The organism is Paenibacillus sp. GCM10028914 (genome assembly GCF_042666275.1).
Lineage (GTDB): Bacteria > Bacillota > Bacilli > Paenibacillales > Paenibacillaceae > Paenibacillus_AQ.
Genome location: NZ_JBHTFO010000018.1, coordinates 768,790 through 788,414, shown reverse-complemented (window position 1 = coordinate 788,414; position 19,625 = coordinate 768,790). Strand labels below are relative to the sequence as shown.

At 43.7% G+C, this 19,625-nt stretch carries 22 protein-coding genes; all 22 read right to left on the bottom strand.

Annotated elements, in window-relative coordinates; all coding sequences use genetic code 11:
• Window positions 1-78: 78 nt before the first annotated feature.
• On the bottom strand, window positions 79-963 hold the full coding sequence (locus ACFQV5_RS24315; RefSeq protein ID WP_379250865.1) for a menaquinol-cytochrome c reductase cytochrome b/c subunit: 885 nt from the start codon (window positions 961-963) through the stop codon (window positions 79-81).
• Between the two features lie 19 nt (window positions 964-982).
• Window positions 983-1,654: a menaquinol-cytochrome c reductase cytochrome b subunit gene (qcrB, locus tag ACFQV5_RS24310; RefSeq protein ID WP_379250863.1), complete on the bottom strand. Its 672-nt coding sequence runs from the start codon at window positions 1,652-1,654 to the stop codon at window positions 983-985.
• 15 nt (window positions 1,655-1,669) lie between these two features.
• Window positions 1,670-2,215 (bottom strand): QcrA and Rieske domain-containing protein, encoded by a 546-nt coding sequence (locus tag ACFQV5_RS24305; protein ID WP_379250861.1) that lies wholly within the window; start codon window positions 2,213-2,215, stop codon window positions 1,670-1,672.
• A gap of 174 nt (window positions 2,216-2,389) precedes the next feature.
• Complete coding sequence (locus tag ACFQV5_RS24300; protein WP_379250859.1) at window positions 2,390-2,860, bottom strand: DUF2487 family protein; 471 nt, start codon at window positions 2,858-2,860, stop codon at window positions 2,390-2,392.
• A gap of 56 nt (window positions 2,861-2,916) precedes the next feature.
• On the bottom strand, window positions 2,917-3,096 hold the full coding sequence (locus ACFQV5_RS24295) for an IDEAL domain-containing protein (RefSeq protein ID WP_379250858.1): 180 nt from the start codon (window positions 3,094-3,096) through the stop codon (window positions 2,917-2,919).
• A 23-nt stretch (window positions 3,097-3,119) separates the two neighbouring features.
• Entirely contained in the window at window positions 3,120-3,626 is a 507-nt protein-coding gene (locus ACFQV5_RS24290) for a gamma carbonic anhydrase family protein (RefSeq protein ID WP_379250857.1), read from the bottom strand.
• Between the two features lie 62 nt (window positions 3,627-3,688).
• The gene (locus ACFQV5_RS24285; protein ID WP_379250855.1) at window positions 3,689-4,813 is read right to left on the bottom strand and encodes a hypothetical protein; all 1,125 of its coding nucleotides are present in this window, start codon (window positions 4,811-4,813) and stop codon (window positions 3,689-3,691) included.
• Window positions 4,814-5,083: 270 nt separating this feature from the next.
• Complete coding sequence (locus ACFQV5_RS24280) at window positions 5,084-5,941, bottom strand: MBL fold metallo-hydrolase (RefSeq protein ID WP_379250853.1); 858 nt, start codon at window positions 5,939-5,941, stop codon at window positions 5,084-5,086.
• Window positions 5,942-6,007: 66 nt separating this feature from the next.
• Window positions 6,008-6,595: a histidine phosphatase family protein gene (locus ACFQV5_RS24275; RefSeq protein WP_379250851.1), complete on the bottom strand. Its 588-nt coding sequence runs from the start codon at window positions 6,593-6,595 to the stop codon at window positions 6,008-6,010.
• A gap of 42 nt (window positions 6,596-6,637) precedes the next feature.
• Window positions 6,638-7,243, bottom strand: coding sequence for an anti-sigma factor family protein (locus ACFQV5_RS24270; RefSeq protein WP_379250849.1), 606 nt, complete (start codon window positions 7,241-7,243; stop codon window positions 6,638-6,640).
• Window positions 7,240-7,833, bottom strand: coding sequence for an RNA polymerase sigma factor (locus tag ACFQV5_RS24265; protein ID WP_379250848.1), 594 nt, complete (start codon window positions 7,831-7,833; stop codon window positions 7,240-7,242). Before ACFQV5_RS24265 ends, ACFQV5_RS24270 begins: the two co-directional genes overlap by 4 nt.
• 418 nt (window positions 7,834-8,251) lie before the next feature.
• Window positions 8,252-9,358 (bottom strand): prephenate dehydrogenase, encoded by a 1,107-nt coding sequence (locus tag ACFQV5_RS24260; protein WP_379250846.1) that lies wholly within the window; start codon window positions 9,356-9,358, stop codon window positions 8,252-8,254.
• Between the two features lie 38 nt (window positions 9,359-9,396).
• Complete coding sequence (gene hisC / locus ACFQV5_RS24255; protein ID WP_379250844.1) at window positions 9,397-10,494, bottom strand: histidinol-phosphate transaminase; 1,098 nt, start codon at window positions 10,492-10,494, stop codon at window positions 9,397-9,399.
• Between the two features lie 9 nt (window positions 10,495-10,503).
• Entirely contained in the window at window positions 10,504-11,328 is an 825-nt protein-coding gene (trpA, locus tag ACFQV5_RS24250) for a tryptophan synthase subunit alpha (protein ID WP_379250842.1), read from the bottom strand.
• Entirely contained in the window at window positions 11,325-12,521 is a 1,197-nt protein-coding gene (trpB, locus tag ACFQV5_RS24245) for a tryptophan synthase subunit beta (RefSeq protein ID WP_379250840.1), read from the bottom strand. Before trpB ends, trpA begins: the two co-directional genes overlap by 4 nt.
• Window positions 12,518-13,192 carry a phosphoribosylanthranilate isomerase gene (locus ACFQV5_RS24240; RefSeq protein ID WP_379250838.1) on the bottom strand — a complete coding sequence of 225 codons (675 nt, stop codon included), beginning with the start codon at window positions 13,190-13,192 and terminating at the stop codon, window positions 12,518-12,520. The genes trpB and ACFQV5_RS24240 overlap by 4 nt, the downstream gene beginning before the upstream one ends.
• Window positions 13,193-14,014: an indole-3-glycerol phosphate synthase TrpC gene (trpC, locus tag ACFQV5_RS24235; RefSeq protein ID WP_379250836.1), complete on the bottom strand. Its 822-nt coding sequence runs from the start codon at window positions 14,012-14,014 to the stop codon at window positions 13,193-13,195.
• Window positions 14,004-15,044: an anthranilate phosphoribosyltransferase gene (gene trpD / locus ACFQV5_RS24230; protein WP_379250834.1), complete on the bottom strand. Its 1,041-nt coding sequence runs from the start codon at window positions 15,042-15,044 to the stop codon at window positions 14,004-14,006. The genes trpC and trpD overlap by 11 nt, the downstream gene beginning before the upstream one ends.
• 24 nt (window positions 15,045-15,068) lie before the next feature.
• The gene (gene trpE, locus ACFQV5_RS24225; protein ID WP_379250832.1) at window positions 15,069-16,622 is read right to left on the bottom strand and encodes an anthranilate synthase component I; all 1,554 of its coding nucleotides are present in this window, start codon (window positions 16,620-16,622) and stop codon (window positions 15,069-15,071) included.
• Between the two features lie 347 nt (window positions 16,623-16,969).
• A complete protein-coding gene (aroH, locus tag ACFQV5_RS24220; RefSeq protein WP_379250830.1) occupies window positions 16,970-17,344 on the bottom strand; it encodes a chorismate mutase in 375 nt (124 codons plus the stop codon).
• Window positions 17,341-18,441 carry a 3-dehydroquinate synthase gene (gene aroB, locus ACFQV5_RS24215; RefSeq protein ID WP_379250829.1) on the bottom strand — a complete coding sequence of 367 codons (1,101 nt, stop codon included), beginning with the start codon at window positions 18,439-18,441 and terminating at the stop codon, window positions 17,341-17,343. Before aroB ends, aroH begins: the two co-directional genes overlap by 4 nt.
• Window positions 18,442-18,443: 2 nt before the next feature.
• The gene (gene aroC, locus ACFQV5_RS24210) at window positions 18,444-19,613 is read right to left on the bottom strand and encodes a chorismate synthase (RefSeq protein ID WP_379250827.1); all 1,170 of its coding nucleotides are present in this window, start codon (window positions 19,611-19,613) and stop codon (window positions 18,444-18,446) included.
• Window positions 19,614-19,625: the final 12 nt, after the last annotated feature.

The following is a 19,625-nucleotide window of genomic DNA, read 5'->3' as shown; positions in this document are numbered from 1 at the left end:
ACATCTCTTCTGCATATAAAACATCTTTTTCTTCATTAAAAAACCTGACCGTAAGATACGATCAGGTTCATTATTATATTACTCTGCAGTTTTCTGACTGGCAAGCCATTCAGCCAATTGGTCAAGTTCTTCTTCAGTGACACCTGCATTTATAGCTTGGTCATGCATTGATGGCATTTGACCTCTACCATCCTTGATAATGCCGGCAATGGTTTCTTTATCCAGACTGTCACCTACACCACGTAGTGAAGGCGCGTTACCTTGCCCATTCATATCAGCAGCATGGCAAGTAATACAACCTGCCTTCTTAAGCGTTTCCATTGCAGGATTATCCTTGTCTACAATAGCAACCTCATCAGAGGCAGCCTGCTTGGCATTCGACTCTGGTGGAAGACCCTGTTCACGTCTCTCTAGCGCTTTCTCTTCACGCTCAATGTGTTCAGGTACTTGCCCAGTAGCTTCCAATTGCTCCTCATAATGTGTCCAGGCTGAGTTAGTCAAAAAAATTACGGCAATAATAGACAGGAACATAAGAGCGGAGGTTATTGGACGTTTATAAAAACGACGTTCTTTCCCTGTATCCAAGAAAGGAACGAGTAACAGTGCACCGAAGGCTACTCCACTAACACCCAATGTTCCAAGTACTACATAATCACCTGATGCATACGGTAGCTTCAAATATTCATATAAGAACAAGAAGTACCAGTCCGGCATCGGGATTACAGATGCACCCGGATCTGCCGGATAGCCAAGAGGCGCAGGCTCCGATATTGTTAATACCAAGAATCCTACCAATACAACGACCCCTACCATCCATTCCTTCAATAGGAAGTTCGGTATAAACGCTTCCGACTTTCCAGGATACGCCGTATAGTCGGGAGGTACGATAAAGCCATTTCCTTTTCGTACACGGGAATCGCCTACGAATACTACTTTTTCATCCGATTTGTTACCGTGTGCCATGAATATGCCTCCCTTCTTCTTATAGTGGTCCGGAAATACCCTGTCTGCGGATCATGATAAAGTGCCCTACCAATAGGGCCAGCAATACAGCCGGAAGGAAGAACACGTGAATGGCGAAGAAACGAGTTAACGTTTCGGCACCGACGATAGTACCACCTTGCAGCAGTTCCTTAATGACCGGTCCAGCCCAAGGTACAGAGTTTGCAATCTCCAATGTAACCTTTGTCGCAAAGTAAGCTTTGTTATCCCAAGGTAACAGGTAGCCCGTCAAACCAAGACCCAGCATGACGAAGAAGATTAGCATACCAACAACCCAGTTCATTTCACGAGGCGCTTTATAAGAACCTGTGAAGAAGACACGCATCGTATGTAGGAACATCATTACGATGACCAAACTTGCCCCCCAGTGATGCATACCGCGGACGATTTGACCGAAGGCCACCTTCGTCTGCAAAAACTCTACACTGGCGTAAGCGTTTATAATATCCGGTACATAATACATCGTCAGGAACATTCCCGACAAAATCTGGATTACTGTAATAAAAAACGTCAAGCCGCCGAAACAATAAACAAACGCGGAGAAGTGGTGCGCGGGGTTAACGTGCTCCGGAACCTCATGGTCCGCAACGTCTCTCCAAATCGGCGTGATATCGAGACGCTCGTCAATCCAGTTGTAGACATTCTTCAACATCCGAATCTACGCCTCCTATTTCGCTACGGTATTTGGTACAATCTCGCCGAGGTATATCCAGTCCTTATCCACTTTAACTGTGTACATATCCAGTGGTTTAGGCGCAACGGCAAGGTTCTTTCCATCTGGTGTGTAGCGCGCACCGTGACATGGACAATAATACTCGTCCTTATAACTCTTGTTGTTGTTCCAACCGACCAAGCAACCTAGGTGCTTACAGATCGGTGAAAGGGCAAGTATATCTCCCTGGTCATTCTTGCGGATCCAAGCCGTCAAGGATGCCTTGCTGGTATACCAGCCGTCTTGCTGCTTCAGCTCAAAATGAAACTCTTGCGGATCATTGGTAATCTTGCTCAATTCAGCTACCTTAACGAAAGCCCCTTCTTCACTCTCTTGAAGAATAGGATCCACGGCAAACCGGAGCATTGGTAGTACTACTCCACCCGCCATATAAGCTGTGGCGCCGCCCAACGTATAGGTAAGAAACTGTCTGCGGGACATTTCTTTCAGCCGGGGTGGTTTGTGCGACTCTTCATGCTCGTCATTGTGGTTGTGACTCATACTGTGTTCAACCCCCTTTGTCAACCATTTTAAGTGTTTTCAATGATTAATATCACACGACGTACTAGGACATAATAATAATATCTTAGGCACCCCAGACCGTCAAGAATTGGAAACTTAAATTTGGCTCCACTTCCATTGTTCTCTACATAAATTGTCGGTTTTTCGTCACAATTAGGCTTGGTCTGAATTTTGCCACAATTCACTGATCAGGTTAGTTATCGTTACCGAAATCGGTCCTTCCCCACGGGCAGAAATTCTAGGCTGTGACAGGACTAATGCGCTTTCAGGTATATCTTGCTGATCCAGCTCAATATCGGCTGTCATTACGATTACATAAGTAAACCCTGCAGATTTGACATTATGACAAATGTCGTTTAATGACTTTAGCATTCCCTCTCCCCCATACTGCATGGCAGGATATGTAACAACTCTTCCCTTAAAGGGGATCTCTACTAAATCCATAAAATCTCGAAGCCTCTCTAGTGATGACGTGGCCTCCCAAGGAGTTTCTTTTCCTGTTAGTCCTGTATATGGAATTACACAAGTATCATAATACAATTGAAGATCCGGCCATGTTTGTTCATCCACTTCACTAAATTTCATGCTGTACATCCTTCCTTTTCCATATGTTAACTTCTCCATTATACTTTTCACCCTATATTTAGGCAAAAAAAAGAAGAAATGCATACGCATTTCTTCTAATTTAAAGTTTTCAGTTCATCCGTCAGGTTTCGGAAAGCTAACTCATCGCCCGAAGCAAGCGCCTCGTCAATTCCTTTATAAAGCTCCTCACTCCGATGCTTTCGCAAAGCCTCGTCCCATACCATCTCCGCAGCCAGACTTAACATTACTTCGTAAGTAACCTTCATTTTATCCATTAGGATGCACCTCCAACCGTTATTTAGAATTGCCTGTATTCTTTCCCTTTTAGCACATAACTTTGCATGGTTTGCTTCATACGAAGCAAATCTTCTTCTGTTAATTCACGAATCACCTTAGCTGGTGTGCCAAGCGAAAGCGTATAGGGCGGGATCACTTTATTTTCAGTTACAATGGATCCCGCACCGATTAAAGCGTATTCACCAATGTCAGCTCCATTTAACACAATGGCACCCATTCCAATCAAAGAACCTTCCCCAATCCTACAACCGTGAATGATCGCTGAATGTCCAACGGAAACCTCATCGGCTAACATGAGCGGCTGATCATTGTTGACGTGTCCCACAACCCCATCTTGAATGTTGCATCTCTCCCCGATGATTATTGGAGCCAAGTCGCCTCTCAGTACTGCATTAAACCAAATCGTTGATTCGGCTCCAATTCTCACATTCCCTATATTCTTCGCGCCTTCAGCAACAAACACAGAGGAATGGATTGATGGCCAACATCCTTTGTACTCATAATTCATTTCCGGATCACCCCTTCGATTAGTGGGAGTGATTGTAGCAATGACGAGCTTGTTTTGTCAATTCAGTAATAATCTGAATCGCCGATATGTAGACACGCCCCAGCCGCTTTATGGCCAAGAGCCGTCATTCGAATAACGGTACCCGATTGCTCACTTTCCCCGATCCGTATCAGTCCTAAATGCATCAGCATCCGAATGACGCGCTGTTCTAAAATCGTATGGGAAGTGTCATAGTAGAATGGACGGATTAACCACCCCAGTGATTCGTAAAGAGATGCCGCGCTCACCCATTCTTTTGAGCACTGACTGATCCAGTACACCAAAGAGGATAGGTTAGGAACGGCTCCTTTATAAAGTCTTAACCAAAAGCTGAATATCTGTATCACACTTATTTCATTTCCTTCTTCAAGACATTCCTTTCCACGCTCTGTTAGAACCAGTCTGTTGCCTGTTTCTCGAATCCAGTGGCGCGCATAGGCGTAATCATAAAGAAGTGCCAATCTGTCAGGATATTCGGTAAAAGATCGCCCATATCCAAAACGCCATTCCCCTTTAGAAATCAGAGGTTCATTAATGTGGAGTGAAGTCATTAGTTGCTGCTGGTACCTGCGATACATAAATCCCTCTGTATTCAGTTCGATTTCTTGAGACTCAATATATTTCAGAAGAATTTTCATATCGGCTGATAACAGCCCTTGCTCGTCTCGATAGACATTAGGTTCTGCAGAGAGAAGTAACCTTTCTTGAAGCCTTTGCCCTAACACATCCCGAAATTTTTGCTTTAAGTCTGATGGAACCTGGAAGGTATATTTTGTTGAGTGAGTAAATCCATTGAACAGCCACCCGCTTCGTCGATATCTGGCTACAGCTTCACGAGGGCTCTCACCTTTTTCTTGCTTACCCTTTTTCTCAGAAACTGTCTCCGCCGATGCTTGACGAACCGTTGCCACTAATTCTTCCAAGCTGTAGCCACTTCGTGTATCGAATACAAGACTGTTTAAAAATCGAAGATCCGCTTCAGACAAATGTCCCATCAGTTCCTCGAAATACTCTCTCCTGCCTAGTTTAATCAGGATGCTTTGTATCAGATCATGCTTGGAATTACGCTTGCAATCGCAATCGTAATAGCTGGCTATGTTGCTTAACTGTCCAATGTCGGCATAAGTGAGCATATCCGCTAGATTCATCTTCCATCGCCCTCACTGTTTTACTTCCATTATGGGAATATTCAGGCCATTTGATACATGTCTCAACATAATGTTGTCCACATTTTTAACGGAAATCGATCTTTATAAACATAAATAACTAAAGTTTCTCAACTTTTTCTATTTGGGGTAAGTAATAAATTTTCCAATTATTTCATTCAAAGAATGTGAAGGAGGACAATGCTTACGACTATACATCGGATTATAAAAAAAGCCCCTTTAAGGGGCTTTCAATTCTTAGAGATAATGAGCTTATTGTCTATAACCATTTATCGAAAATTGTATCGTTTCGGTTTCCAGTTCATTCAGCGGTCTCTTTAGCATAGAAGACATTTCATCGGTAACCTGCTTGATGTCCCCCTTAAAGCGATTCGCTAAATCGGTGGCATTGATAAGAAGTTCAAGGAAAGCCTTGTATTCCTGCTTATTCAAAGGCTCCATACCATGAGACAATATCGCGATTTCAACATCATATTGCTCAAGTTTCGAGATCATTTCCACTACTTTCTCACGCGTGTAGCACCACTCTTTGGCATACATATTGGCATAAAGACAGTCGCCAAGGAACAGTATTTTTTCTTCCGGCACATATAGGACAGTTGAATCAGGCGAATGATCTCCACCAACATGCTCAATAATGCAGGTGATTCCTCCCAAATTAAATGTCATTTTACTCGAGAAGGTGATATCTGGCGCTTTAATTCGGATGTTTCGATCTGATCCAAGCTCTTTTTTCATCGCATCAGCGCAAAAGAGAATTTCGGTTCCTTCCTTCACACGCTCATCGATCGCTTGGTCTTCCCATGAAAGCTTCTGCATTTCTATGATACGTTCAAATGTTTCTGTATTACACAAGCTAGGTATAGGCATTTCGCTCAGACCAAATACATGATCCCAATGCCAATGCGTTAATACCAGCCAGTCCCCTTTAATATTATGTTCAGCCAATTGAGACAACCAAAGTTTCGCATGGCTTGAAGAATTCCCCGCATCCATAAGTAGTGTATATCTCTCTCCCGAAATTGCCGCCAAAACAGGACGATCCGTTTCCTGATAAGGTGGCAGGTACACCACATGTTCTGATAATCGTACTAACTTCTGCATAATCATGATGTCATACTCCTTTATCCACTCGGTATAGTTTGAAAATAAAACACTGATCCGAATTTATTCGAATCAGTGCTTTTTTTCCAGTAAATGTCTGGTGCAGTTAAACAGATGCGGAACCCAATCCATATCCTTTTTCTCCAATATGGTCAAAGATAAATTACCGATTCTTTCTTGACAACGATCTTTATACAACACATTGTACAGCTGAGCAAGAAAACCGCCATGACTAACCACGAGCATATTACGATCAGGATACTTCGTCCACATTTCCTCCAAAAAAGCCATCCCTCTCGCCTGTAATTCCAGGTCCTTCTCCTGTCCTAAGTCCTGCAGATGCCACTCCAACCCATACAATGTCTCACGTTCAGCAGCCGTCAACCCCTCAATTTTACCATAAGCACGTTCACGCAATCGGAGATCCGGTTCAAGCATAGGGATATCCAAGATGGAGGATATAATTGAGGCGGTCTCTTCAGCACGAGATAAACCGCTGCTAATAATAAAGTCCCATGTAAAGGGTTCATGCAATAGACGCTCACCGAGCATTTTAGCTTGTAATCGGCCTTCTTCATTCAGGGGAATATCTGTCTGTCCTTGTATCTTCCCAAGCGCGTTCCATTCCGTAAGACCATGACGAATAAAACCAATCAGCATTCTTTAGCCTCCTTATTGTGAAATTTCTAAAGTCTTATCATATTATCGTCTTACAATTCTGTTTAATCTCATTAAAAAGAACAATGCAAGTCCTACACCCAAAATGGACAAAAGCATCCAATACTGCGGTTGACTTGGGTCCATATTCACAACCATCGGGTCGATAATACCACTGTTTATTCCAGGGATATTATACTGCTGTGACTGACTCGTAATCGAGCCATCACCTACTACTCCTGTTGGCAGTATACCTGTTACCGGCATCTCGGGTTTCGGTTCCTTAGTATTGCCTTTCATCGCAAAATATAAAAAACTGCTCCCAAACAATGCCGCAAAGCCAGAGATCATAAGGGTTAGCCGTTTGCGGAATATACGGCCTACTAAATTGCCTTTTTCGTTCTCTTCAACAAACCTTGGAAAATCACGATAAATCCGATCCATCACATTTCGATTGAGCGTTTCAGCGCGTGCTTCTGATACCTCATACTCCAATACATGTACAAGCCTGAGACTATCTTCCCACATTTCATATTCCATAGCACACGAGCCACACGTCTGTACGTGCTGTCTCAGCCTGATTCGCCTAAGATCATCGTCTGGGAGATCCCAGACATATTCCATCAGCTCTTGGGCTTCCTCGCATTTCATCTCCTGCTCATCCCTTCAATTTCCTTGTAAACCGGCTCAGAGAAATAAGGTTCAAGCTGAATTTTCACACTACAACGCGCTCTAAACAGTAAAGATTTGACTGAACTGACCGATTGTCCCAGTATGCTTGCAATCTCTTGGTAATCCAACTGGTCATACTCGCGTAAAATCAAGGCCGAACGCTGTTTTTCAGGTAAGTTATTGATCGCATCCCTAACTAAAGAGACACGCTCACGTCTAAGAATCGCTTGTTCCGGAGCAATTTCCATAGGAGCAACTGGTACAACACCGCTTTCCTCCAATGGAAGTGTACCGCTTCGCTGTTTACGTAGTTCACTTAGGACCGTATTTCGCGCAATTGTATAAAGCCATGTTGAAAACGATGCATCTACCTCCCGGAAGGAGTGCAAACTCCGGAAAGCTTTGTAGAACGTTTCAGAACATAAGTCCTCCGCTAATAGCTCCAAATTAGAACTTTTTAACATATGATATACAAAAGCTAATATTTTTCGTTGGTATCTTCGCATTAATTCAGAATATAAATCCACATTTCCTTGCTTGATTTCAAAAATCAATTCGGAATCCGTCATATGATTTTTTAATTCCTCCCTCGCCATCTGTGTGTCTTATCCCGGCCCAATCTTTCTTCATGTAAGAACAAGGATTCACAAAGCTGTCGCGGAAACCATATATTTCACTCCGCATGATGTCTCATTAACTCTATGTATCTGGCAATTTCCCCAAATCTTCTACAAATCATATCTATCACTATAGCATATTTTGGTGAAAAGGTCAGGTTTGATAGAGTTCAGGGTTATGAACATCCAATCATGTAAGGGGATACAACAAAAAAAGAACCGCCTCCCTAAAGGAAGGCGGCCGCACAAATGTGCAATTATTGGATAGGAGTGGAGAGAAACCATACTGTATTTTTATTATATGTATCCGTTTTCATTTTGTCAACAATAATAAGATAATTATTTCCTGAAAATTAAAAACAGACTGATTCTAGTGGAAAACCATGTATCCTTGAGACAACAACAGATCTTTCGCTCGTTCTTGTTCAGTCTCATTTCGGAAAGAAAGACGCATGAGTCCCGGTACATCTTCCCTGCTCTCAATAATCTGTATATTGCTTAAGTTGATGCTCTGCTTCCCAAGCTCTGTAGTAATCCGCCCAATAATGCCGGGATGGTCTGGGACATCGAGATAAAGTTCATATTGTGACACGATGACCCCTTTCCGTCTTTCAGGCAATTCATTTCGGAACTCACCCGCCTTACGGAAGGCATCTTCTATTGCAGATCCATCTTCACTTTCCAGCATGTCCATAAACTGCTTGATACCATCATTCCAGTCTTTAAGTAACGGCATCATGACCTTCCGGTTATTAAGAAGAATATCACGCCACACTACAGGATCGCTGGATGCAATTCGGGTAATATCTCGGAAGCCACCGGCTGCTAATGTCTGGTACAACGAATTATCCTCATTGTAACCACATATCTGATTTACTAGCGCTACAGCAATAATATGCGGAAGATGACTTATCGCCCCTACAATCTGATCGTGTAAATGTGCTTCGACTGTCACGATATGTGCTCGTGTATGGGATAATAAAGCAGCAAGCGACTCAACTTTAGTCTCAGATACGTTATCTGCAGGTGTTAAAACATAATAAGCATTCTCGAATAATAATGATGAAGCCGCAGCAACACCCGATCTCTCAGAGCCAGCCATAGGGTGTCCCCCAATGAAACAGGCATCTTTCAGAATAAGCCGCTCTGCGCATTCAGCAATGCTTGCCTTAGTGCTCCCAACATCCGTAATAATACAACCCGGTTTCAGCTGTAACGTGCTCAGGAGACTTATATAGGACTCCAGACTGCCAACCGGAACACATAGGAAAATAAAATCAGCGTCCCGTGCAGCCTCTTCAGGAGACAGCGTCACATAATCAACGACGCCACGGGCGATGATTTGATCTGCATAATCTTGACGATGGGCATAACCTGTAACGGTTATGCCCGGCTTGCCTTTAAAACATAGAGCGAGAGACCCACCGATGAGTCCCACGCCAAAGATTGCGACATTTATTTTCGTATTATTAGTCATGTTCTCTCTCTCACTCGCTTCAGATTGCGTAAACAGGGTTAGACAGGCGACTTCACATCACGCAGTACTTGTTCCAACACACCGATGAACGCTTGATTTTGCTCTGGTGTACCTACACTTACACGAATATAACTTGGATAACACGAGAAGCCTGGACGAACAATAATTCCCTTACTGAGCAGCGCCTGAAACACATCTTTGCCGGATGTGCGGACATCGACCATCACAAAGTTCCCATGAGAAGGGAAGTATTCAAGGCCCATACGATCGAACTCCTGCTGCAAATAACGAATTCCTTCAGCATTGTTTTGACGACAGCTCTCGACAAATTTTTGATCCTGAAGCGCAGCTTTGGCCGCAGCTTGTGCAGGGCGTCCCGTATTAAACGGCTCCCGTACTTGGTTAATGAACTTAATAACTTCAGCCTGACCGATGCCGTATCCAATTCTAAGAGAAGCCAAGCCGTAAATTTTAGAGAATGTACGAAGGACGACAAGATTGTTATAACGCTCCAGCAACTTCATAATATCTGGATAAGAAGAATCCATAACAAACTCATAATAAGCTTCATCCAAAACTACCATAACGTCTGAAGGCACTGCTTCTATAAAACGCACGAAATCATCTTCAGAAACAATGGTTCCTGTCGGGTTGTTCGGATTACAGATCCATATAATCTTTGTTTTATCCGTTACAGCTGCAAGCATAGCATCTAGATCATGTGTACCATTAAGCAGTGGAACTTCAATACTTACAGCACCTTCAATATCGGCATTGCTCTTATATACGGAGAAAGTCTGATCTGCCATAATCGTCTCATCACCACGCTCTAGAAATGCACGTGTAATGAGTGCAATGATCTCATCTGAACCGCAACCAAAAATGATCTGATCTTTATTAACGCCTAAAAATGCGGCAAGATCACTGGTTAACTCAGCTGCACTACCATCCGGGTATACACTCAGATTGCTAAACTCAGCTACAATAGCTTCTTTAGCAAGAGGTGAGCAGCCATATGGGTTCTCATTCGAAGCCAGTTTAATGACTTCATTCAATCCTAGCTCGCGCTTTACTTCTTCTACTGGCTTTCCTGGTTGATAAACCGGGAGATTTACAATATTCGCTTTTGGCTTCATTTGATCAACTCACCTTTCGTATACTTCAATTCCTTTTAATTGTGACACAAAGTCACGGATTTGCAAAAGCCCCTCTTGCTTCGTATTTTCTTGTTCAAGCAATGGGATGCTCGATTCAATCTGGCGAACAATGGCACTACCAACGACGACACCATCACAAATTTCCGAAAACCTAGCTACCTGTTCCCCATTCGAAATTCCAAAACCGATGGCTACTGGCACTTTGCTGTATTGTTTCACAGTCTCGATAAATTCATTGATTCCACTGTAAAAATCTGACCGTTCACCAGTCACTCCAAGTGAGGATACACAATAAATAAAGCCTTCTGCATCGCTAACAATACTCACGATTCGTTCATGCGAAGTCGGTGCAACAAGTGGAATCAGATGAACACCAGCGTCCTTAGCACGTCTGCGGATCTCTGTGGACTCCTCTATAGGCAGATCAGGAATAATCAAACCACTGATATCATGTGCAATGACTTCTTCGAAGAATAGATCTAACCCCATTTGAAGCACAGGGTTATAGTAAGTAAAAAGAATAAATGGCAGCTCACTACCAGCTTTCCTAGCTTCTAAAGCAACCTCCATACATGTGCGTAACGTTACATGCCCTTTTAATGCACGCTGAGAAGCTCGTTGAATAACAGGACCGTCAGCAAGAGGATCAGAATAAGGTACACCAAGCTCAACGATGTCTGCTCCCGCTGCTTCAACTTCCCTAATAATGTCTAGTGTAAGTTCAACACTTGGATCCCCAACAGTTAGGAATGGAATTAATGCTGTTTTATTTTGCTGCTTTAATCGTTCAAAAGTTGCATCCATTCGGTTCATATCGAATTACCTCCCGTATACGCCATGATGGACTCCACGTCCTTATCTCCACGTCCAGAGAGACAAATAACGACAATATCATCCTCATTCCATAGCGGAGCCATCTTAACAACCTGAGCAACAGCATGGGCCGACTCGAGTGCTGGAATGATGCCCTCCGTTCGGCAGAGAAGCTGGAGTGCATCAAGTGCTTCCTGATCCGTGATTGGAACATACTGAACGCGTTCGATGTCTTTTAAATAGGAGTGTTCCGGTCCAACACCAGGGTAATCCAGTCCCGCTGATATGGAATGAGCTTCCTTCACTTGACCATACTCATCCTGGAGTAGATAACTCATAGAACCTTGAAATACCCCTTGTGTTCCCTTACTCATCGTTGCGGCATGAAAGTCAGTATCCACGCCTTTACCAGCAGCTTCCACACCGACAAGAGCAACTTCTTTATCTTCCAAGAATGGGTAGAACATACCTATGGCATTGCTGCCCCCACCGATCGGTGCAAAGATTGTATTTGGCAGTCGGCCTTCTGTCGCAAGAATCTGACGACGCGTTTCATCACCGATAATTCGCTGGAAATTACGCACCATCATCGGATAAGGATGCGGTCCTACCGCCGAGCCCAAGACATAAAAGGTATCTTCCACGTTGCTGACCCAATAACGGAGTGCCTCATTCCCGGCATCTTTCAGTGTACGGCTGCCGGAAGTTACAGGGATCACTTCCGCTCCAAGCATCTTCATCCGGAAAACATTCAACTGCTGACGTTTTGTGTCCTCTTCCCCCATAAACACCTTGCATTCCAGACCTAGCAATGCTGCAACTGTTGCCGTAGCCACACCATGTTGACCAGCACCTGTTTCCGCAATTACCTTCTGTTTTCCCATCCGTTTAGCAAGAACACCTTGAGCAATTGCGTTATTAATTTTATGTGCTCCAGTATGGTTAAGATCTTCTCTCTTCAAGTAAATCTTTGCTTTCCCAAGATGTTTACTTAATCGCTCGGCGTAATATAGAGGTGTCTCTCTACCAGAATATTGCTTCAACAGATATGCAATTTCTTCTTGAAAGGCAGGATCCTCCGCATAACGATTATATTCCTGCTCCAATTCTATCAATGCGTTCATTAATGTCTCAGGTACGAATCGTCCACCAAAGGAACCGAAACGTCCGTTACGATCTGGTAATACTGTCATTTTCGTTTCACCCTTTCTACGAATGCTGTCACTTTGGTAATATCTTTTTCACCTGGTGCATGCTCAACCCCGCTCGATACATCTACTCCATCAGGTTCATAATCTCTTATCAGTTCTCCAACGTTCGATGAATCAAGTCCACCGGCAACAAACAAAGGTATTCCATGACGAGAGGTCCAGTCCTTATACAAGGGGATCACATCCCAAGCAAAGGTCCTTCCCGAACCACCACCATGTACCGGATCATAAGTATCAATTAACAAACCATCTATGCAACCAGCATATTGTTTTAGCTCTGCAATTTGCTCAATAGGCGATCTATCCGAATGGACAGAAACTGCCTTAAAAACAGAAACCGGGAAGCCCTCTTTCACTTCCCGGCAAAATTGTGGCGATTCTTGTCCATGCAGCTGCACAACATCTAGTTCGACCGTGTGAAGGAGTTCTTTTAATTCTTCCATTGTTGGGTTAACAACTACGCCAACAGAGGAAGGTATTCTCCCGTTCTTCCACTGCTTCAACACGCTCGTAAGTTTAGCAGCCTGGTCAGAAGTAACCTGACGACGACTTTTCGCAAACACAAATCCGATATATTCCACAGGTAAGTTTATCATCGATTTTAGCACTTCAACGCTTTGAAGTCCACATATTTTTATGGCGGTATCATTCATTTAGAAAGCTCCTCTGATACTAGGCTGGGCATTCACTAACGGCCCCATCAAATCAGTAACCGCCTGTTCAATATTATCTTTTCGCATAAAATACTCACCGATTAATACACCCTGTGCTCGTGTTGATGCAAGATAATCCATATCTTCTTTGCCCGCAATCCCACTCTCACTTATCAAAATAACATCTTCCGGTATATTTCGGCTTAGTTCCTCAGTTGTGCTGAGTGAGGTCTCAAACGTATGCAAATTACGATTGTTAACGCCCACTAGCTTCGCTGATTTCAGTTGAAGTACAGCATCCATCTCTTTATGGTCGTGCACCTCAATTAAACAATCAAGCCCAACAGATTCAGCAACAGCTATAAATTCAGCAATACGCTCCGGTTCCAAAATACTTGCTATCAAGAGAACTGCGTCCGCACCAATAAGACGTGCCTCATAAATTTGCGCTTCATCGATAATAAAATCTTTACGCAGCAAAGGCAGATTTACTGCTTCCTTAACCGCTGTGAGGTATGCACCGCTTCCTTGAAAATACTGTACATCCGTAAGTACGGACAGGCAGTCAGCTCCTGCAGCTTCGTATGATTTTGCAATCATGACCGGATCAAAATCTGGTCTGATCAAGCCTTTGGAAGGAGAGGCCTTCTTTACCTCAGCGATCAGCCCCATACCTCGATTTCGACGAACAGATAAAGCTTCTATAAAGCCTCGTGTCTGAGGCATCGTTGAAATAGTGTCTAAAGCTGACTCTTTAGAAAAGGTTTGACGAAGTTTCGCCACTTCCTCACGTTTCGTAGCAACAATTCGATCAAGATACATAGCTAAATTCCTCCGTCATTGTGATAAGCTGCTCCAGCTTTGCCTTTGCAACTCCTGTATCGATTGCCTCAGCGGCTTTGTTGACACCTTCTACTAAACTATCCGCCAAGCCTGAGACATAAATGCAAGCTCCGGCGTTTGCGAGTACGATGTCTCGATATGGACTTCTCTCACCCTGGAGCACCGATCCTATAATCTTAGCATTTTCCATTGCATCTCCACCAAGAATGGATTGCATCGGGTGTACAGCAAGACCAAGATCATGTGGATGAATGTCATAAGTGCGTATTTCTCCGCCCCGAAGTTCAGATACGCGTGTTGGTGCGGAAATACTGATTTCGTCCAGTCCATCATGACTTGTAACAACCATAGCACGCTTTAATCCTAATTCCTTTAGTACTTTAGCGATGGTTTCCGTTTTATCGAGATCATAGATCCCAAGCAATTGACGATCTGCACCAGCTGGATTCGTCAGAGGGCCAAGCATATTAAACACCGTTCTTACACCAAGCTCCTTTCGTGGAGCTGCTGCATGTTTCATTGAGGGATGGTAGATTTGAGCAAACAGAAAACATATTCCGATTTGATCCAAACACTGTTTTGCCTGTTCTGCTGTTAGATGGATATTTACTCCCAATGCTTCAAGCACATCGGCACTTCCCGCACGACCCGAGGCAGAACGGTTACCATGTTTCGCTACCCGCACAGACACAGAGGATGATATTATTGCAGATGCTGTGGAAATATTGAACTTATGGATTCCAGAGCCCCCAGTCCCACAAGTATCAAGTAATTGGCTTCGTTCCGTAATAACCTGACCACCCGAACCTCTCATCGCTTCAGCAAAACCTGTTATTTCCTCAACAGTCTCGCCTTTAATTCGAAGAGCAGTTAGCAACGCGCCAATCTGAGAATGAGTAGCTCTGCCATCCATGATGGTTTGCATAAGTTCTCTTGCCTCACTGCGGTTCAAATCATGACCCTCAATCAATTTTGATATGCTGGACTGTACAGGTTCCATAATGTTCATATTTCTCTCCTCCTTTAGTCATGCTTAAGGCGTATATTCATACAGATAATCTTGATTTATCGTACTTGCGTGTTTAACTGCAGGTGGAAACATCGCTTCAGCAACTCTGATTGCTTTTAGCATTCCTTTCGCTTTATTAACGGTTTCTTCATATTCTTTTTCAGGTACGGAATCCCACACAATGCCCGCTCCGGCCTGAACATACGCTTTACCTTCGCGGAATATGATCGTGCGAATTGTAATACATGAATTCATATTCCCTGTGAACCCAAGATAACCAATCGCCCCGGCGTATGCCCCTCTAGCTTCACGTTCCAGCTCAGCGATAATTTCCATAGCCCGTAGTTTCGGAGCACCAGATACCGTTCCAGCAGGAAGACAAGAGAGGAAAGCATCAAAGAAATCTTTATCTTCACGAAGTCTGCCAGAAACCCCTGACACGATGTGCATGACATGAGAGTAACGCTCGATCTCCATAAAAGTATCACATTTCACGCTTCCGAACTCAGAAACGCGTCCGAGATCGTTACGCCCTAAGTCAACTAACATTAAATGTTCCGCACGCTCTTTTTCATCGTTTAAGAGATCTTCGGCAAGTGCTCTATCAGAGGACTCATCTATACCACGTGGACGAGTTCCTGCAATCGGTCTCGTCTCCACTTTTCTACCATCGACCTTGACTAGTGCTTCTGGTGATGTACCTACAATGATCTCTTCATCCATCTTCAAGTAGTACATATACGGAGAAGGATTCAATGTCCGGAGTACACGGTACACATGAAGTGGAGACACTTCCGTATCGAGGTGAAACCGCTGGGACAACACAACTTGAAAAATATCTCCCGCACGGATGTAATCTTTTGCGCGCTCCACATTATCCATATATTTTTCTTTTGTCATATTAGACTTGATATCTCCAAGATCTACATCCGCAGGAATACCGCGTGAATTTACGTTTTCTCGTGGACCCTGCTCTTTCAATTGTTCTGCAGTTTCTTCTAGCTTACGGCATACATTCTTATACGTTAGCCGAATATCTTCATCAGAATCACCATCTTTGACATGTACATTACCAATGAGCAATATTTGCTGCTTCACATGATCGAAAACGATGATCTGATCACAAAACATAAAACGGATATCATCCATTCCCAAATCATCAAGTGCATGACCCGGAAGTTTCTCATAATACTGAAGCAAATCGTATCCGAAAAATCCGATGGCACCTCCTGTAAAAGGCGGCATTTCATCCAATTGTGGACTTCGGTAGGAACGAAGCAATGCTTTCAGCTCTTCCACGGGCTTCCCTGTAAGCTGTTTTCGTGAACCGTCTACTTCTACTTCCATATGACCTTGCTTTCCTGAAATTAAGAGGAAAGGATCTGTTCCGATGAACGAATAGCGTGCCCATTGCACACCACCCTCGACACTTTCCAATAAAAATGCTCGTTCACGCTGCGCATACCTCTGAAAAATTCGGATTGGTGTTTCCATATCCGCCAGTAACCGGATCGCAACAGGAATCAAATTATACGTACCTGCCAAGGACACCACTTGTTCCATTGATGGGCTAGCCATGTTCAATCCCTCCTCCTTAAATGTTCTAACAATACAAATAAGACCTCTACCTAAGTAGAGGTCTTTAATGGACAAGTATATGAAAAAAGAGCACGGACAAGAGACATACAACCATACATAAAAGATGGAATAGAAATATCTAAATTACAGTTAGGTATAACAAACTAACCGAATCGAAAGATATTGCTCTCATCGTTAATGCTATATGGTCTCCTCTAACCGCTTCATGTTGAATCCTAAACTGCTCTGCTCTTCTCTACTCAACTATACTCATCTAAACTCTACTCATCTATTCTGATAACCACTATACATGAAATTCCATGTACTTAGCAACCCTAATTTTTTGATTAGGATGAAGATACCGACAAATCTGGGCGAAGACGCTGTGCTTCATTCAAATACACATGCTTAATCTCCCTTTGACTTTTCTCCGTATTCACCTGTACCATTAAACGAATGCAGCGTGGCAAACTCCCTTGTACAGGAATTTCCACCGAACACATCAATGGGACTAAATCCCACCCGTCCAGAGCTCGAATCGCTCTTGCAGGAAATGTAGCATCCAGATCATGTGTCATTGTAATCCAAACACTACAAATATCTTCAGGCTGTACATCATTTCTTTTTACGATTTCGTCCAAAAGAAGGACGGTTTCCTTTAAAATTTCTTGTTCATCATTTTGTGTAACAGTTGTTGCTCCGCGTATACCACGATTCATCATTGCTGTTCCTCCTCCTTCAGCTTCTCAACGACCGAACGAACAGCTTCGACCGGTACATCTTTAACAATACTAACCTTACCAATCTCATCAGGCACAATAAACACCATGCGACCTTCCGTAAATTTCTTGTCATGCTGCATCGCATCCATGATTTCATCAACCGATACATCCGATGGCAATACAACAGGTAAATTTAACGCACGAAGCATCTTCTTGGTTTCATGCAGCAATGTTTCTCCTCTGCCTAACGATTCAGCAAGCATCGCAGAACCTACCATCCCGATAGAAATAGCTTCACCATGTAAAAATCGCCCATAGCCACCTACAGCTTCGATCGCATGTCCAATCGTGTGACCTAAGTTTAAAATGGCTCTGAGTCCACCCTCACGTTCATCATGTGACACAACTTCCGCCTTGATTGCACACCCGCGTTCCAGACCATATGCCAGCTTCTCCTTATCAAGGGCGAGTAAATCCGAAGCATGTTCCAGACACCAATATGCGAATGTCTTGTCAAGAATAAGACCATGTTTCACCATTTCGGAGAATCCTGCCGATACATCCCTCGCAGGAAGCGTTGACAGTGTATCCACATCATATAAAACCATGACTGGCTGATGAAACGCTCCAATCATATTTTTAGCTAGAGGATGATTAACCGCAACTTTTCCTCCGACACTGCTGTCGTGAGCAAGAATCGTTGTTGGTATCTGGACAAAAGTAACGCCTCTCATATAAGTAGCAGCTACAAATCCTGCTAAGTCACCCACTACACCGCCACCTAATGCGAATACAGCTGAACTGCGGTCCAGCTTACCTTGAATGGCTGTGGTCATTACCTGTTCAAATACGGCTAGAGATTTTGAGCTTTCACCAGAAGGAACTACATGGGATACCGTCTTAAAACCCGCTTCAGCCATGAGATTCTCTACCTTTTTCAAGTAATGCGAAGCTACCTGTTCATCGGTAACGATCAAGTGTGTACTTTGAACGCTGATCCCGTGTTTAATGCTTAGATCACCAATCTGATTGAGCAAACCTGAGCCGATGTATATTGGATAAGAACGATCGCCTAATTCTACCTGTAGTGTTCTCATATTTAGTAACTCTCCAATTGAGCAAGGTAGTTGTTATAGTTAGCACGTATTTCTTCCATCGAATCGCCACCGAATTTTTCGAGGAACGCCTTCGCTACCTCCCACGCTACTACGTGCTCCATCACTACACTCGCAGCTGGAACAGCACAAGCATCAGAACGTTCCACCTGAGCTGTAAATGCTTCCTTGGTATCGATGTCCACACTTTGCAATGGCTTGTACAAAGTAGGAATAGGCTTCATTACACCACGGACAACAATCGGCATTCCATTCGTCATCCCGCCCTCGAAACCGCCAAGGCGGTTGCTTGCACGGTGGTATCCTTTCTCCTCACTATACAAAATCTCATCATGAACTTTGGAACCTCTAAGCTCACCAGCTTCAAAGCCGATACCCACTTCAACGCCTTTGAAAGCGTTAATGGACATCACACCTTGAGCAATTCTACCGTCAAGCTTACGGTCATATTGTACATGGCTGCCAAGTCCTACAGGTACTCCTTCTATAATACACTCAACGACCCCTCCGATGGAGTCTCCCTCTTTTTTGATTAAATCTATGTATTCTTCCATCTTCTTCTCCGTCCCTTTATCTACAACACGGACAGAAGACTCTTCTGTGAGCTCTATCAACTCATCGATTGAAAGACTGTGAGGCGGCGCTTCAATTTCTCCAATACGGATAACTTGTCCCGCTACCTTAATACCAAACTGTGCCAAGAATTGACGGGCAATCGCACCACATGCAACTCGCACAGTTGTTTCACGAGCACTTGAACGTTCTAAAACATTACGAAGATCCTTCAAATTATATTTCAAACCGCCATTCAGATCCGCATGACCTGGTCTTGGACGATGTACACGTCTCTTTTCTTCATCCGTTCCTTCGATCGGTTCTACATTCATAATATTACGCCAGTGAGTCCAGTCTTTATTCTCAACGACAAGCGCTAAAGGTGCACCTGTAGTGTACCCATGACGAACTCCTCCTACAATTTGCGCAGCATCCTTCTCGATTTGCATACGTCGGCCACGTCCGTAGCCTTTTTGCCTACGCTGTAGTTGAAAATTTATCTCTTCGAAATCAATCTTCATATTGCTTGGCAGTCCTTCAATAATAGCCGTGAGTTGCGGACCGTGTGTCTCTCCCGCGGTCAAAAACCGTAAACTCATGATGCGTTCCCC

Bases quoted from the DNA above. Each gene is read 5' to 3' on its own strand.
- qcrB (WP_379250863.1), bottom strand. From the start codon at position 1,654: ATGTTGAAGAATGTCTACAACTGGATTGACGAGCGTCTCGATATCACG.
- trpB (WP_379250840.1), bottom strand. From the start codon at position 12,521: ATGACAGTATTACCAGATCGTAACGGACGTTTCGGTTCCTTTGGTGGA.
- trpE (WP_379250832.1), bottom strand. From the start codon at position 16,622: ATGGCTAGCCCATCAATGGAACAAGTGGTGTCCTTGGCAGGTACGTAT.
- aroB (WP_379250829.1), bottom strand. From the start codon at position 18,441: ATGAGAACACTACAGGTAGAATTAGGCGATCGTTCTTATCCAATATAC.
- trpD (WP_379250834.1), bottom strand. From the start codon at position 15,044: ATGAACATTATGGAACCTGTACAGTCCAGCATATCAAAATTGATTGAG.
- ACFQV5_RS24315 (WP_379250865.1), bottom strand. From the start codon at position 963: ATGGCACACGGTAACAAATCGGATGAAAAAGTAGTATTCGTAGGCGAT.
- trpC (WP_379250836.1), bottom strand. From the start codon at position 14,014: ATGTATCTTGATCGAATTGTTGCTACGAAACGTGAGGAAGTGGCGAAA.
- ACFQV5_RS24280 (WP_379250853.1), bottom strand. From the start codon at position 5,941: ATGATTATGCAGAAGTTAGTACGATTATCAGAACATGTGGTGTACCTG.
- ACFQV5_RS24300 (WP_379250859.1), bottom strand. From the start codon at position 2,860: ATGGAGAAGTTAACATATGGAAAAGGAAGGATGTACAGCATGAAATTT.
- aroH (WP_379250830.1), bottom strand. From the start codon at position 17,344: ATGATGAATCGTGGTATACGCGGAGCAACAACTGTTACACAAAATGAT.
- ACFQV5_RS24295 (WP_379250858.1), bottom strand. From the start codon at position 3,096: ATGGATAAAATGAAGGTTACTTACGAAGTAATGTTAAGTCTGGCTGCG.
- ACFQV5_RS24290 (WP_379250857.1), bottom strand. From the start codon at position 3,626: ATGAATTATGAGTACAAAGGATGTTGGCCATCAATCCATTCCTCTGTG.
- ACFQV5_RS24275 (WP_379250851.1), bottom strand. From the start codon at position 6,595: ATGCTGATTGGTTTTATTCGTCATGGTCTTACGGAATGGAACGCGCTT.
- trpA (WP_379250842.1), bottom strand. From the start codon at position 11,328: ATGAACCGAATGGATGCAACTTTTGAACGATTAAAGCAGCAAAATAAA.
- ACFQV5_RS24240 (WP_379250838.1), bottom strand. From the start codon at position 13,192: ATGAATGATACCGCCATAAAAATATGTGGACTTCAAAGCGTTGAAGTG.
- ACFQV5_RS24260 (WP_379250846.1), bottom strand. From the start codon at position 9,358: ATGACTAATAATACGAAAATAAATGTCGCAATCTTTGGCGTGGGACTC.
- aroC (WP_379250827.1), bottom strand. From the start codon at position 19,613: ATGAGTTTACGGTTTTTGACCGCGGGAGAGACACACGGTCCGCAACTC.
- ACFQV5_RS24305 (WP_379250861.1), bottom strand. From the start codon at position 2,215: ATGAGTCACAACCACAATGACGAGCATGAAGAGTCGCACAAACCACCC.
- ACFQV5_RS24270 (WP_379250849.1), bottom strand. From the start codon at position 7,243: ATGAAATGCGAGGAAGCCCAAGAGCTGATGGAATATGTCTGGGATCTC.
- ACFQV5_RS24265 (WP_379250848.1), bottom strand. From the start codon at position 7,833: ATGACGGATTCCGAATTGATTTTTGAAATCAAGCAAGGAAATGTGGAT.
- hisC (WP_379250844.1), bottom strand. From the start codon at position 10,494: ATGAAGCCAAAAGCGAATATTGTAAATCTCCCGGTTTATCAACCAGGA.
- ACFQV5_RS24285 (WP_379250855.1), bottom strand. From the start codon at position 4,813: ATGAATCTAGCGGATATGCTCACTTATGCCGACATTGGACAGTTAAGC.